This window comes from Vibrio sp. R10-SF1-ISO8, assembly GCF_059833805.1.
Window position 1 is genome coordinate 359,088 of the sequence record NZ_JCBDHL010000019.1, and the last position, 14,853, is coordinate 373,940.

The 14,853-nt window shown below is 44.3% G+C and carries 11 protein-coding genes; 2 read left to right on the plus strand and 9 right to left on the minus strand.

The window, feature by feature from the left end; genetic code table 11:
• Positions 1 to 11: 11 nt before the first annotated feature.
• The 7 genes from nagE to betI all read right to left on the minus strand — a co-directional run bounded on the left by nagE (position 12) and on the right by betI (position 8,441).
• Positions 12 to 1,463 carry an N-acetylglucosamine-specific PTS transporter subunit IIBC gene (gene nagE / locus AC6R00_RS16555; RefSeq protein WP_500641205.1) on the minus strand — a complete coding sequence of 484 codons (1,452 nt, stop codon included), beginning with the start codon at positions 1,461 to 1,463 and terminating at the stop codon, positions 12 to 14.
• Positions 1,464 to 1,586: 123 nt separating this feature from the next.
• The gene (choV, locus tag AC6R00_RS16560) at positions 1,587 to 2,771 is read right to left on the minus strand and encodes a choline ABC transporter ATP-binding protein (RefSeq protein WP_500641206.1); all 1,185 of its coding nucleotides are present in this window, start codon (positions 2,769 to 2,771) and stop codon (positions 1,587 to 1,589) included.
• Between the two features lie 2 nt (positions 2,772 to 2,773).
• Positions 2,774 to 3,616, minus strand: coding sequence for a choline ABC transporter permease subunit (gene choW / locus AC6R00_RS16565; protein WP_171381433.1), 843 nt, complete (start codon positions 3,614 to 3,616; stop codon positions 2,774 to 2,776).
• Between the two features lie 54 nt (positions 3,617 to 3,670).
• The gene (locus AC6R00_RS16570) at positions 3,671 to 4,609 is read right to left on the minus strand and encodes a choline ABC transporter substrate-binding protein (protein WP_500641207.1); all 939 of its coding nucleotides are present in this window, start codon (positions 4,607 to 4,609) and stop codon (positions 3,671 to 3,673) included.
• A 28-nt stretch (positions 4,610 to 4,637) separates the two neighbouring features.
• Complete coding sequence (gene betA / locus AC6R00_RS16575; protein ID WP_500641208.1) at positions 4,638 to 6,338, minus strand: choline dehydrogenase; 1,701 nt, start codon at positions 6,336 to 6,338, stop codon at positions 4,638 to 4,640.
• 24 nt (positions 6,339 to 6,362) lie between these two features.
• Positions 6,363 to 7,823, minus strand: a complete 1,461-nt coding sequence (betB, locus tag AC6R00_RS16580; protein ID WP_500641209.1) for a betaine-aldehyde dehydrogenase — start codon at positions 7,821 to 7,823, stop codon at positions 6,363 to 6,365.
• A 21-nt stretch (positions 7,824 to 7,844) separates the two neighbouring features.
• Positions 7,845 to 8,441, minus strand: a complete 597-nt coding sequence (betI, locus tag AC6R00_RS16585) for a transcriptional regulator BetI (RefSeq protein WP_500641210.1) — start codon at positions 8,439 to 8,441, stop codon at positions 7,845 to 7,847.
• Between the two features lie 495 nt (positions 8,442 to 8,936).
• Between betI and AC6R00_RS16590 the strand changes: the two genes are divergently transcribed.
• Together AC6R00_RS16590 and AC6R00_RS16595 are read left to right on the plus strand one after the other, a co-directional pair.
• Positions 8,937 to 12,236: a response regulator gene (locus AC6R00_RS16590; RefSeq protein ID WP_500641211.1), complete on the plus strand. Its 3,300-nt coding sequence runs from the start codon at positions 8,937 to 8,939 to the stop codon at positions 12,234 to 12,236.
• On the plus strand, positions 12,233 to 12,949 hold the full coding sequence (locus AC6R00_RS16595) for a response regulator (RefSeq protein WP_500641212.1): 717 nt from the start codon (positions 12,233 to 12,235) through the stop codon (positions 12,947 to 12,949). Before AC6R00_RS16590 ends, AC6R00_RS16595 begins: the two co-directional genes overlap by 4 nt.
• On the opposite strand, the gene AC6R00_RS16600 is transcribed toward AC6R00_RS16595, so the two are convergent.
• Both AC6R00_RS16600 and AC6R00_RS16605 read right to left on the minus strand, forming a co-directional pair.
• Complete coding sequence (locus tag AC6R00_RS16600; RefSeq protein WP_500641213.1) at positions 12,946 to 13,359, minus strand: GFA family protein; 414 nt, start codon at positions 13,357 to 13,359, stop codon at positions 12,946 to 12,948. The two genes, AC6R00_RS16595 and AC6R00_RS16600, sit on opposite strands and share 4 nt — an antisense overlap.
• 146 nt (positions 13,360 to 13,505) lie before the next feature.
• Positions 13,506 to 14,798 (minus strand): lysine N(6)-hydroxylase/L-ornithine N(5)-oxygenase family protein, encoded by a 1,293-nt coding sequence (locus AC6R00_RS16605; RefSeq protein ID WP_500641214.1) that lies wholly within the window; start codon positions 14,796 to 14,798, stop codon positions 13,506 to 13,508.
• Between the last annotated feature and the right edge of the window lie 55 nt (positions 14,799 to 14,853).

The window sequence follows — 14,853 nt, forward strand, 5'->3', positions numbered from 1 at the left end:
CACCTCACTGACTAAGCAGGTAGAGCTTTCATCTCACCAGCAACGAGCTCAGCTTCGGGGCCCAGAATGACCTGCACATTATGTTCGTTCAGTTTCACCACTCCCATTGCGCCCAACTCTTTCAGAGCAGCTTCATCAACCTTATTCATGTCATGCACTGCCAAACGAAGGCGCGTGATACAGGCATCGATACTCTCTAGGTTAGATTTTCCACCTAAAGCTTCAGTGTATTGTGCAGCCAATTTTGCTTTGTCCGTCGATGCTGCAACCGCACTAACTTCTGATTCATCTTCACGACCCGGTGTTTTAAGGTCAAATTTCGTGATAGCGAATCGGAACACAACGTAGTACAAGGCAGCAAAGCAGAGCCCTTGAACCACGAGCATATAGGGTTTGTTCGCCAGTGGCAGGTTCATAGAGAGCAAGAAGTCGATTAAACCACCACTGAATGTAAAGCCCGCTGTCCACTGGAAGGTAGCTGCAATCGTCATTGAAGCAGCAGTCAGTGCGGCATGAATCACAAACAGTACTGGCGCAACAAACATAAACGCAAATTCAAGCGGCTCAGTCACACCAGTTACAATTGCAGTCGTACCTGCCGCCAACATAATAGAGCCAACTTTCGCTTTATTCTCTGGCTTAGCACAGTGATATATCGCCAAGCCTGCCGCCGGTAGACCATAGCCCATGACAGGGAAGAAACCAGCCATGTAACGACCTGTAATACCAAGCTCACCAGTGTTGTTCCAAAAGTTGAAGATATCGTTGATACCAGCAAGGTCAGCCCAGAATACTTGGTTCAAAGCATGATGAAGGCCAAGTGGAATCAACAGACGGTTAAAGAAACCATACAAACCAGCGCCAACCGGGCCGAGATCGATAAAGCTCTTACCAAAATTAACCAGTGCAACATAGACCACAGGCCAAACCACAATAAGAATGTAAGCCACAACACACATTACCGCCGAGGTAATAATCGGTACAAAGCGGCGTCCACCAAAGAAAGCCAATACCGACGGCAGCTGAATATTATGGAAGCGATTGTAGAGCTCTCCCGCAATAATACCCGTAAGAATCCCCGTAAAGGCGTTGACGACAGCCCCATACGCAATGACAGATTCCTTACTCATATCCGCAACGGGCGTTCCCGTTAGCATAGAAATGACCGCAGGATCTGAGACCAGAGTTTGTACTATGAACAAACCTATCAAACCTGCCAGTGCTGCTGCACCGTTATTGTCTTTCGCCATGCCAAATGCGACACCAACAGCAAATAACCAAGCCTGGTTATCCATGATCGCCTTACCCGCATAAATAAGAAAGCTCGCTAACGCGCTTCCACCCGAACCCCATGTAGGGTCAAGCGCATAGCCAAATCCGAGCATTAGGCCACCCGCTGGCAGAACTGCGATAGGCACCATCAGCGCCTTACCGACTTTTTGTAGATATCCTAGTATATTCACCTTTTTGTCCCCTTTGGTTTTCGTTATTCCCAAAGAGTACTAAGAGTGAGATTAAGGCAGAGTTGAGTGTAGATTAAGATTTGTTAATGAAAAATGCCCAACCTAACAGGCTGGGCATTTTGGTTAAGCGACCTGCTTGGTTTTGAAGTTACCCAGCAAGGCATCATAGAGCTCATTGTCCGTAAGGACTCCGACAAGTTCATCTTCCTCGACCAACAAAATAGGTTGACTGCTACGCTGTTTGAGCTCAATTGCCTCGCGCATTCCTATTTCAGGGCTGGCTTGAACCACCATAGAACTGTTGATGTCTTCTATCTCCAGAGAATCGTCATTCCAATCCACCAGCGTTTTGTTCGAATCAACCAAACTCAAACCTTGGGGAAGTTGCTCAACCCAAAGCTTGTCTGATGAACAAATCTCCCACTGATCATTACGTCTTGCTAGCTCTTCACGTGACTGCATCAATGAGCGTCCTTTGAGCACGTTAAGAGGATTGGTATGAGCGACAAAGTCCTTAACGTAATCCGTTTCCGGTGCAAGAATGATTTGTTCAGGCTTACCATGCTGAATGAGCTTGCCTGATTCCATAATCGCAATGTTGTTTCCTATTTTAAGTGCCTCGTCCAAATCGTGACTCACAAATAAGATTGTTTTGTTCAGCTTACTTTGCAGTTGGATGAGTTCGTCTTGTAGCTGCGCACGAATCAACGGATCGAGTGCCGAAAAAGGTTCATCCATCAGTAGGATGTCGGTGTCCATTGCAAAGGCTCTTGCCAACCCTACCCGCTGCTGCATGCCACCCGATAACTCATGAGGATATTTGCTTTCCCACTCTGCTAGTCCGACCATTTCTAGCTGCGCGCGCGCTTTTTCGCGTCGCTCTTTTTTACTCATCCCTTGCATCTCTAGACCAAAAGCAACGTTATCTAGTACCGTTAGCCAAGGCATCAGGGCAAATTTTTGAAACACCATAGAGACACGATGGGTACGTAAATGACGCAATGTTTCTTCACCGCAATTGGCAAGGTCAACCACCTGCTGACCATCTTTAATCTCTAGCGAGCCGCGGCTGATTTCATTCAAGCCATTCACTGCGCGCAATAAACTCGATTTCCCCGAACCTGACAAGCCCATTAACACGCAAATATCACCTTCTTGAATTGAAAGGGAAACGTTATCAACGCCGACTACCTGTCCTGTTTGATCAATGATTTCTTGACGTGACAAACCTTGGTCAAGAAGAGTTAAAGCCTGCTCTTGTTTATCGCCAAACACCACATCTAAATTTTTAATTGTGATTGCATCCATGACTATGCCTCTTTCTGATTAGGTGTTTTGCACAAACGGTCGAGAATGATGGCAACGAGTACGATGGCTAACCCAGCTTCAAATCCTTGTGAAATGTTTACCGTGTTCAACGCTCGAACCACCGGTTTGCCTAAGCCATCAGCACCAACTAAAGCAGCAATGACCACCATCGACAACGACAACATAATGCACTGAGTTACACCCGCCATAATGCTCGGCATCGCAGCAGGCAGTTCCACTTTAAACAAAAGTTTCATTCGACTTGCGCCAAAGGCTTTCCCTGCTTCGATAAGCTCCTCTGGAACTTTAGTAATCCCGAGGTAAGTCAAACGGATAGGCGCTGCAATGGCAAAGATTATTGTCGAAATCAATCCGGGTACAATACCAAGACCGAACAAAACTAGCGTGGGAATTAAGTAGACGAACGTCGGGACAGTCTGCATTAAGTCAAGCACAGGACGCAGCAAGGTATATAACCATGGGCGGTGCGCTGCCATTATGCCAATTGGAACACCAATTAATACGGAAATCGTTGTCGCTGCAAAAACAAGAACAAAGGTTTCCAGCATTTCTTGCCAATAGCCAAGATTAAGAATAGTAAGCAGAGCGCCAACAACAAACAGCACTAATGGAATACTACGGTGCAAATACCAAGCAATCGCTGCTGTTAATACAATCGGAAATGCAGGTGGCATCCATTTAAAAATATCGACAACAAAAAGAATAACGGTTTCAAGAAAGATAGAGATTGCGTCGAAGAATCCTGCCGCATTCAACGTCAGCCAATCTACGCCCGTTTCCATCCACTCACCCACAGGGATTTTGTTGTTTGTAATAAAATTCACGATATAACCTTTATTATTTGGTGAGGCGGCAACCCTGCTACCTCACCATTTTTATTATGCGTTTGACTTGATATAGCTATTAACTGCCGCAGCCGCGTCACCGCCATTCAACGTTTTAACGCCTTCTAGCCATGCTTCAACTTGCTGTGGGTTTTGTTTCAACCACTGCTGCGCCGCCTTGGAAGGTTTTACGTTTTGGTTAAGAATGGCTTCCATCAGCTCATTCTCCATCTCCAAACTAAACGTTAGGTTTTTCAGCATTTGACCTACATTTTTACATTCGGAAAGGTAATTAGATCGAACGTTGGTATAAACGTTAGCTCCACCATAGTTAGGACCAAAGAAGTCATCTCCACCATCGAGGTAAGCCATCTCAATGTTGCTGTTCATTGGGTGAGGCGCCCAACCTAAATAAACGATCCATTGATTTCGGCGCACTGCACGTGCAACCTGAGAAACCATTCCCGCTTCACTCGACTCAACAAGACTAAAGTCTTTAAGGCCAAAGGCATCGCTATCAATCATTGACTGAATCAGTCGGTTACCGTCGTTACCTGGCTCTATCCCATAGATTTTGTCTCTGAACTTATCAGCATGTGTTGCAAGATCAGCAAAGCTTTTCACTCCTGCGTCGTAAACATACTTAGGTACTGCCAAGGTGTATTTCGCACCTTCAAGATTGGCGCGAACCGTTTCGACACTGCCTGCCTCACGGTATTTAGCGATATCTCCCTCCATTGTTGGCATCCAGTTGCCAAGGAAGATATCGATATCACCGTTCGCCATTGACGAGTATGTCACTGGCACAGACAGCAAATCGGTTTTCGTTTTATAGCCCATACCTTTCAGTAGTTCAGACGTCACTGCTGTCGTTGCAGTAATATCTGTCCAACCCACATCGGCAAAACGCACGGTTTCACATTGATTGGCATACGCGTTGGCGGCAAGAGCGCTCAAAGCTAGGGAGGTAAATGTTTTTGTCATCATAGACATAATGTGTTCCTTGTAATGATTACTGACTTTATTGAGCTGATTCCACAGCTCTTTTAGGTTTATTAATTCTCTGTTTGTGCTCCCACTCTGGGGCTAGCCATACAGGCATGTTGGCTGATTCGAGCAATGGTTTGGCTAAGATCATGTCTGCTACACGTTCAGCAACCATGATGGTCGGAGCGTTCAAATTGCCATTTGGGATAGTTGGGAATATTGATGAATCGACCACTCGCACCCCTTCAAGACCGCGAACTCGACACGCTTCATCCAATACGGCTAGTGGGTCATCATCAGCACCCATTTTGCAGCTACATGAAGGGTGATAAGCGCTCTCTACATTTTGCTTGACCCATTCATCAATCGCCTTATCGCTTGTAACGTTGAGCCCCGGCTGGATCTCGTCTCCTCGGTACGCGTCCATTGCAGGCTGTTGCAAAATCTCTCGCGTCAAACGAATGCAATCCCGCCAGTCCTGACGATCTTGTTCCGTCGAGATGTAGTTGAACTCAATATTGGGCTGATCATTTGGGTTTGAAGAAATGATTTCGACTGAGCCGCGACTTTCAGGCTTGTTCGGTCCGACATGAACTTGGAATCCATGCCCATCAAACGCCGCTTGACCATCGTAACGCATTGCTGCAGGTAAAAAATGGTACTGAATATTTGGCCACTTAAGACCTTTGCGCGAGCGAATGAATGCGCAGGACTCAAAATGGTTTGTCGCTCCCAATCCTTTACGTGTCAGGATCCACTCCGCCCCAATTTTCGCCTTGGTCATTAAACCTAATTTACTATTAAGCGTGATGGGTTGATTACAGTGATACTGGAAGTAAACTTCTAAATGATCTTGAAGGTTTTGCCCAACTCCCGGCAAATCAAGCTCAACCTTTACACCCGCCTTGTCCAACACCGATTTAGGGCCGATTCCAGACAATTGTAGAAGCTGAGGAGAACCAATAGAACCCGCACTTGAGATCACTTCCTTTTGTGCCAGCGTCTGCATAATCTTTCCAGACTTTTCAAATTCAACGCCAACTGCTTTACCTTGTTGGATAATCACTTTGCGAGCGACAACACCCTTAACTAACGTGAGGTTTGTTCGCTTTAGAGCGCGCCTTAAGTAAGCGTTAGAAGTGGATGCGCGTACTCCTTTATCCACCGTCATATGCATGGCTCCAAAACCTTCTTGCTGGTAACCATTGTAGTCAGGCGTTACCGGGTAACCCGCATCTTGCCCTGCATCAATAAAAGCTTGATAAAGAGGATTAAGCTGCATGTCGTTACCAGCACAAGTCCCTAGAGGCCCTTCGTTACCTCGATACTCGTCGCCACCGCCTGTCCATGACTCTGCACGCTTGAAATAAGGTAAACATGAACTGTAGTTCCAGCCTTTAGCGCCATTCTGCTCCCATTCATCAAAGTCACAGGCATGGCCACGGACATAGACCATTCCATTGATTGAAGAGCTCCCGCCTAGCACTTTGCCTCGTGGGCAGTGTAGCTTGCGGCCATCCAAACCAGATTCTTGCTGTGTTTCGAACTGCCAAGCGTATTTCTCCGTGTTCATTGGATAGGACAAGGCAGTAGGCATCTGGATAAAGATACTCTTGTCGGTACCACCAGCTTCAAGCAGCAATACCCTATGTTCGCCGCTCTCACTAAGTCTGTCAGCCAGTACACAACCCGCAGAGCCCGCTCCTACGATGATGTAATCGTAATCTTGCTTCATTTTGAATCTCCGTATTCCCGCAAGTTACTCGTAAGGGCTTTCGTAGCCACCAAGCTCAATCAAGACACTTTTCGTCTGCGTGTAATGGCGCAGTGTCTCTGGGCCATTTTCACGCCCAATACCAGAGTGTTTATAACCGCCTACTGGCATTTCCGCAGGCGAATCACCCCAGGTGTTGACCCAACAAATACCTGCTTGAAGCTGATGAATCACTCTATGTGCACGTGAGAGGTTTTGCGTAAATACCCCAGCGGCTAGTCCGTAATCCGTGTTGTTCGCTCTTTGAATCACTTCAGACTCTTGGCTAAATTTCAGAACAGACATGACAGGGCCAAAAATCTCGCCTTTAACGTGTTCCATGTCATCATCACAATCAATAAACACGGTTGGTGAAACAAAGTTACCCTTGTCTAGTCCATTTTCTTTAACCTGATAACCACCGATGAGAAGTGTTGCCTTGCTTGCTTTAGCGCTTTCGATAGCACTAAGTACTTTGCTTAGATGCTCACGTGATATCAGAGCCCCAATCTGAGTCTCCATCTCCATTGGGTTACCGACGATAAGCTTTTCAGTACGCGCTTTGAGCTGAGCAACAAATTCATCATACAGGGCTTCATGGACAAAGACTCGAGTGCCATGCGTGCAAACTTCACCTTGGGTATAGAAGTTCGCCACCATGGCTGCAGATACCGCATCATCAAGCTTGGCGTCATCAAACACGATCATCGGCGACTTACCACCTAACTCCATAGTGACTTGCTTTAAAGTCTTCGCACTGTCTGCCATGACCAACTTGCCCGTGCCTGACTCGCCCGTAAATGACACTTTGGCGATATCAGGATGAGCCGTCAGCATCTGTCCTACTCTGTGATCCCCTTGCAGAACATTAAACACGCCATCCGGTAGACCCGCTTCTGTGAATATTTCAGCAAGCTTAAGAGCCGATAGCGGCGTTTCCTCGGAAGGCTTAAAAATCATCGCATTACCCGCAGCCAATGCTGGTGCTGATTTCCACATTGCAATTTGAATCGGGTAATTCCACGCCCCAATCCCGGCACAAATACCTAAAGGTTCACGACGCGTATAAAAAAACTGTGTTTCACTTAAGGGTTGCTGTTCGCCTTGCATAGCTGGTGCTAAACCTGCGAAATATTCGATAACGTCTGCACCCGTTTCAATGTCTACTGCGATAGCTTCTTGTAAAGGCTTACCTGTATCAGCAACCTCTAGAGCGGCAAGCTCATCGTTGCGTTCACGTAATAGTGCAACAGCTTTTAACAAGATACGGCTACGCTCTGTTGGTGACATCGCAGACCAAACTTTGAAGCCACTTTTAGCAGCGTCTATCGCCAGCGCAAGATCTCGTTCACTTGCTTGCCCGACTTTAGCCAAAGGCTCTCCATTAGCTGGATTGTACGTAGTAAAGGTCTCGTTAGAGGTTGCATGGCAAGCTTTGCCATCGATGAATAGTGATTTCATTTCCATGTGAAGATTTGACTTTTATGATTATTTTTGAGAATAGAAAGTAAGCTGTTTGTCTAGGTAATCGTTTATGATTAACCTTGCCTTCTCGGCATCAATACCTTGTGGGTTGAGCGTCCCACGCAACCAGATACCATCAATCAGTGCAGCGATACCATGAGCAATGATCTCTGCCTGATCTTTTTCGAACAAATTCTTTAATTCAATTTTTAAATGGGACAACAATCGTTTTTCATTGACCCTTTGAAGGCGTTTCAGCTCTGGGTCATGGACTGAGTATGACCAGAAAGCCAACCAAGTTTTCGCTACTTTATTTTCGGCTTGATAGCCGACAAAATTGCCATCAATAATGGCGTTAATACGTTGTTGATGAGCTTCTTTTGGCAACTCGTTGAGCTTTTGCGTTACGGTATAGGAAAGCTGACGCAAAATCTCGCGCATCGTTTCTTCAAGCAATCCATGCTTACCGCCAAAGTAATGATTAATGATCCCAGACGAGACGCCTGCCTCTTTGCTGATCAAAGAAATACTTGCCGATTGTAATCCCACACGATCGATCACCGCCATCGTTGCTTGTACAAGCTGAGGCTTACGAATATCAGGCATACCAACCTTCGGCATTTCATTGTTCCTTTTTTAATTGAACGATCAATTAAATATAAAATGCCTGATTTTTCATTTGTACTCAAATTGTTTTTTGTTAACAATCGCGATCAATCAAAAAATTTATAGAAAATTTGCTAAGAACTCAAAGTTTGAACATAACAATAGTTAAGTACCCAGCCAAACATCCAAAAAAGCCTTAAGGCCACGAAAATAACTTTAATTCAATGACTTATTGAGCGTTAAAATCAAATCCCTTTCTACAAAATGTTAACAAGTAACCAATCAGTAGTAAGCCACCACTCGCCCCTACACATCTCACCTACTTTTTTATTTCGTACACTAATTATTTAGTAAATTATCCAATTCAACATTCAATACAGGCCATAGATTGACCTATCAAATACTTTTAAAATCAATTTTTCCATGATTAAGTGATTCAGATATTTCCGTTTGATCAAGTGCTTATCGCCTTCTATATTATGAAATAGAGCACATAAAAAATGTGCACCCATGGATTGGAAAAACAACAAGACCAAGGTTGGCAGCACCATGAAGAATCCCTTTTCCACTATCCTTTCTCGAAAGGACAGACACGGCCCTCCTGCCGATGAAATAAAGAAAAGTGTGTTAGATGTCCTGCCAGAAGGCATCTTCATATGCGATGGAGTGCAAGATTCTCATTCTATCTTTTATGCCAACCCAGCATTTGGAGAGCTATATGGATGTAAACACTCCGCCATTGTCGGACAAAACCTAACTCAGTTTTACGCTCCCCTCCTTTCCAGCGCCGACCTAGATAAATTTAGAACAGCTGCAGATGCCGGAAACAAAACAAACTTTGTTGTAAGGCCAGGCAATGCAAGTACGTGGATAAAAGTCGATATCCAACCGATGTTTAGAGATGACGGCTCTCTCAATTATTTAGTGATTACCAATACCGATATTTCTGAAATTCAAAAAGCCAAAGCTGCTCTTAGAAACAGCAACCGACAATTAAAAGAAATGGTTTCACAGCAAAACAAACGTATTAGCGAACACGAGCTACAGATAGGTGTTATTTTCGAACAAGCTGTCGACGCAATGATTTTGCTTAACGAAAGCAATCAAGTACTCGATGCTAATGACTCTGCGCTATTGCTTTTTTGTCACCAAAGAGCTGACATTCTTGGTCTAGATATCACCTCATTGCTCATCGATCTCAAACCCTCGCTAATAGAACAACAACTAAAGCAAGTTCCTATGTTCCAAGAGGTATCACTTAACCAAATATTCTATGTTCATCGCGAAAGTGAAGTACTCTCCTTATCCGCCGCGACTCGTTATATTTCGATTAAAAACTGCAAGTACGTTCTCATAACCCTTCACGACAGAAGTTCGGAGCACGATGCTAAAATGGAGCTTAAGCGCAGTGAATCAGAACTGGAAAGTGTGGTTCGGAATCTAAACTTAGCGACACAAGCTGGAGGTATCGGAATTTGGAGTTGGGACTTCGAAAGCAATGAAGTGACTTGGGACGCTCGAATGTATGACATCTATGGCGTCGATTCACAATCATGTGAAAACAATTATGCTATGTGGCAAGAAAGGGTCCACCCTGAAGACGTCGACTTCGCCGAACACGCGTTACTTTCTGCGCGTGAAAGCTTGAGTCAATTTAATGCTGAGTTTCGCATTCTACTGCCTAGCGGAGATATACGGTGGGTTAAGGCGGCCGCAGACGTTGTTTTCGCCGAAGACAACATCTCGCCCATAGGTATGGGCGGAGTAAACATCGACATCACCAAAGAGAAAAAAGCTCAAGCTTCTCTCCAGCAAGAAAGTGAAACTGCTCAAGCTGCAAACGAAGCAAAATCCATGTTTCTAGCCAATATGAGTCATGAAATCAGAACGCCAATGAATGGCGTTGTGGGCATGTTAAGTTTACTTAGCGAAGGCAAACTCGATTCAGAACAAAGAGCCATGGTCTCTACCATTAAAGATTCGGCATTAACCCTACTTCATATCATCAATGACATTCTAGACTTTTCCAAAATTGAAGCGGGACAAATGAGGCTAGAAAGCGCCCCTGTCGAGCTGCAGAACCTACTCGAGCGCTCGCTTGATGTTCTCTATCTTCAAGCAAATAACAAAGGGATCGATATGTACTTAACCTATGATCCCCAGTTACCCAAAGTGATAATGAGTGACAGTGTTCGAATTAGCCAAATCATGCTCAATTTAGTCGGTAACGCAGTTAAATTTACCGACAGTACTAGTGAGGTCAAAGGTAAAGTTTGGGTTTCTGCTTCTTTAGGTTCCAATGGTATCGCTCCTTGCGTTGACCTAATGGTGGAGGACAATGGTATTGGTATGACAGAGGAGCAACAAGAAAACCTGTTTAAGGCTTTCACACAAGCCGATACAAGCACCACACGACTCTACGGCGGCACTGGATTGGGGCTTTCTATTACTCATTCACTTCTAGACCTTATGGGTGGCAGCATAAACGTTGAAAGTCAATTTGGTGTGAGTAGCCGATTCACTCTTGAATTACCCTTTATAGAAGTGGAATCACCGCCGGAAGATCTTATCCCACAATACATCAATGGCACGAGAGTCTTACTTGTATCCAATGAACAAGACGTGATTACTTTCTGCGACATCAACCTATCAAACTATGACTGCAAGGTACATTTCGTTCCTACAGTTCAACGTGCAATTACTGTCCTCAATCACGCTGAAAAGACCGAGATAGAAATCGATGTTGTGATCTTCGGCCCCGACATTTATCACAACTATACCGAAGGAAAGCTGTCTTCATTTGAACAAGAACATCTTGATAGAAACAAACTTATTCTCCTCACTTCAGATGCAGGTGCAAAAACTGGCTTTTTGAAAACCAACACGTACATTATGAACTGTAGCCCGTTTAAACCTAGCGAACTCACTACGGCTATTTCCGTTATAAAGGGGCATGTAAGCCCAGACATTACTCATTTAGGAAATACTACTGACGCTTTGATTATTGACGAACCTAGAGATGAACTGATTCTCGTAGTCGACGATCAACCTACGAATAGAGATGTACTAACTCGGCAACTCTCCCATCTAGGTTACCAGTGTGAAATTGCCAAACAAGGACAAGAAGCATTGCACATGTGGCAATCCGGAAGATTTGACTTAATACTCACTGATTGCCATATGCCGGTCATGGATGGCTATGAGCTGACTAGCCAAATTCGCCAACTGGAGCGTGAAGACAAGAACCTAGGCCATATCCCCATAATTGCAATTACTGCAAATGCAATGAAAGAAGCCTCAGAGCAATGCATGACTTGTGGGATGGATGATTATCTCACCAAACCTGTCGAACTGAAGAAGCTTAATACCTCAATTATTAAGTGGCTGAAGCTGTCACCTGCATCACCCCAAGCAATTAAACCTAATAGTACAAATGCAGACGAAGGAGCCTCTCCAATCTGTATGCAGTCTCTCAAAGAGATACTTGGAACAACGGATTCATCGATCGTCTCTCCACTTTTAGAAGGCTATTGGGAGTCCGTTGCGGAAGACCTTACTTCCGCCGAACACGCTCTATTGGAGCGAGACGAACTTAATCTACAGCAAATCGCACATGCAGCAAAAGGGGCTGCCCGTTCAGCAGGTGCGCAAACGCTAGCAGAAACTTTTGAGAGAATCCAAAACATAGCGCCACAAAAAGATTGGAATACCCTCACAAAGACTTTAATGGAAAGCAGAACAGAAGCAGAAAAGTTAAGGGTTTACCTTATCGAGCAATCAATCATAGAAAGTACGGAAGCTTCGTTATGACTCAATTTATCCCTCGTGACTTTACGATCCTCATTGTCGAGGACCATAAGTTCTCACGCAAAGCCCTGATCAACATGCTTGTACGAGCAGGGTATGAGAACTTACTCAGTGCTCAAGACGGTGAAGAAGCACTGCAAAAGTTAAGCAAGCATCATGTAGATCTGATCATTACTGACATCAACATGCCAAAAATCAATGGATTAGAATTAATCAAAACAGTACGTGAAGGAGAATCAGGCGCCTCTGATTTAACTAGCATTATTGCAGTAACGACCCTATCTGACACAACAACAATAGCAAGTTGTATGACGTTAGAAGTTGATGCATTTTTAGTTAAACCAATCACCGTTCAAAGTGCTCAAGAGCAGATAAAATCGGCAGTGTCTGAACCAAAACGTTTATATCAAAAACACCTTTATGACACGGCTACAACAGAGGTCAGTTTTCAACCACCTGAAGAGGATTCCGAAGCAAACTCTCCAAAAGTCAGAGAGGTTTCTTCCCAAGTCGTTGAAATAGAGACATTATCTGAGCTGAAAGAAGGAATGATCGTACTAGAGAATATCTGTGTTAAAACAGGCGGTTGCTTGCTCAAGGCAGGAACGAAGCTGAACGCGAAGTTAATCCGTCGTTTAAATGAGCTCAGCACAATCATTGAAGTCCACTCTTTCTACGCTCGAATAGATGAAACTCAGCTAGCGTATGAAATTTAAGGCTGTTTATCGAAAGCTTGAACACCTTCAGGCAACTGGTACCAATCTTGTTTCTCGCTGACCCAAACATGCACGGTTGGCTCAAAAACATCATGATTGGTCGGTGTGCTGGCTTTTAGCTTTAACTTGAGTGTTGACTGTTCATCAGGATTGAAATGGTACACTCTGTTTCCGCAATCTGGGCAAAATTTCGCAAAGTTCTTGTTACCACTTTCCGCTAGTCGCTGCCATTCTTTTAACTCACCTTCAAATTCAATGTCTTTTGCACCGACTACTGCGGTAACACTAAACGGAGCAGTGGACAACTTTTGACACTCAATACAGTGGCAGGCAACTACCATCTTAGGGGGTTGGTTGAGTTTGTAGGATACTTGACCGCACTGGCAAGACCCTTCTACCAAATAGCTCATTTGCTTCTCCTTTGCAGTTAATTTTTCTCATTACCCATAATGAGGGATATTCAAAATAGCAAAGTAAGATGGTGGTAGGAAAGGATTATTAAAAATAACAAAACTTGTCGCAGATTTTAAATCCACGACAAGTTCACTGGATAACACTAAGCTTTTACAGGCTCTTTTTTTGATTCAAGATTTGAGTAAAGTGAATCAACGATTTCTTTCGATCGCACTGCAAGAACAGATAACAAGGTATCACTTAGTCCGTGCGAAGATTCGCAGCAACCTTGAAGGAACACGTTAACCTTACATGAATCCTGCATCGGTAAACGGTAGTGGCGTTCAACCTGTTTATCAGACATCAAAGGTTCGAGCTTATCTAGCATCTGATTAAACTGGTCGTAACGATACCCGGTAGCAAGAACAACTGCATCATAGTCGTGCCAGTTCTGCTCTGTGTGGATCCTATCATTGTATCGAAGTGAAATCTTACCTTCCTTCTGTCCAACTTCTTGAATATCATGACAGCGTAAATGTTGATGCTTTCCTTCGCCTGTGACTTTCTGTAGGTACAGGCGCTCATAGATTGCACTGAGCTCTTCCGTATCAACCACTGAGTAGTTCGTACCATTGAAACGTGACAGAATTGTCTTACGTTCTTCATCCGAGCTTGAATACACATGGTCAGTAAACTCTGGATCGAAGATCTCATTTACAAATGCACTGTCATCAGCAGGGTGTAGAGCAAAGTTACGGTTAACCAAGTGTACTTCGCCATCTTCATAACGATTTGTTAGGTCGACGAAAATCTCCGCTGCACTTTGGCCCGCACCCACGACCGCAATCTTAGGTGTTTCAGTACCTGCATTAAACTGCTCGCGCCATACTTTATATTTAGAAGAGTGAATGACCTTTTCGTCATCTAAACCGTTGAACAACTCCGGCAATTTAGGCATACCGCCCATACCAATCAGAAGGTTTTTTGCAATACGTACAGTTCGATTGCCGTTAATGTCTGTCGAAACAACGCGAACCTTGGTAATTTCACCATCAACTTCAATCGGTTCTATATCAATGACCCGTTGTCCGTAAGTGACAACTGATTCAAATTGATTCGCAACCCAAGTCAGATAATCATTGAATTCAACACGAGATGGATGTAGCGAGCCTAAGTTAATAAATGAGCTCAAACGATCGTGAGAGTGAAGATAGTTAACAAACGAGTATGGACTAGTAGGGTTACGCAAGGTCACGAGATCTTTAAGACAAGAAATCTGCATTCGAGTACCGTCTAGTAGCATTCCGCCATGCCATTCAAAGTGAGATTTTTGCTCTAAGAAACAATAACTCAGCTCTTGATGTTGAGCCGTTTCCTCTAATGCAATGGCGATTGACAGGTTGGCCGGACCAAAACCTACACCTAAAACATCATATTCCTTAATCTGGTCTGTCATTTTTTAACCTCTTAATTTTGTTGAGCTCTTTGGCCCTTTTCATTCCGAGATACCC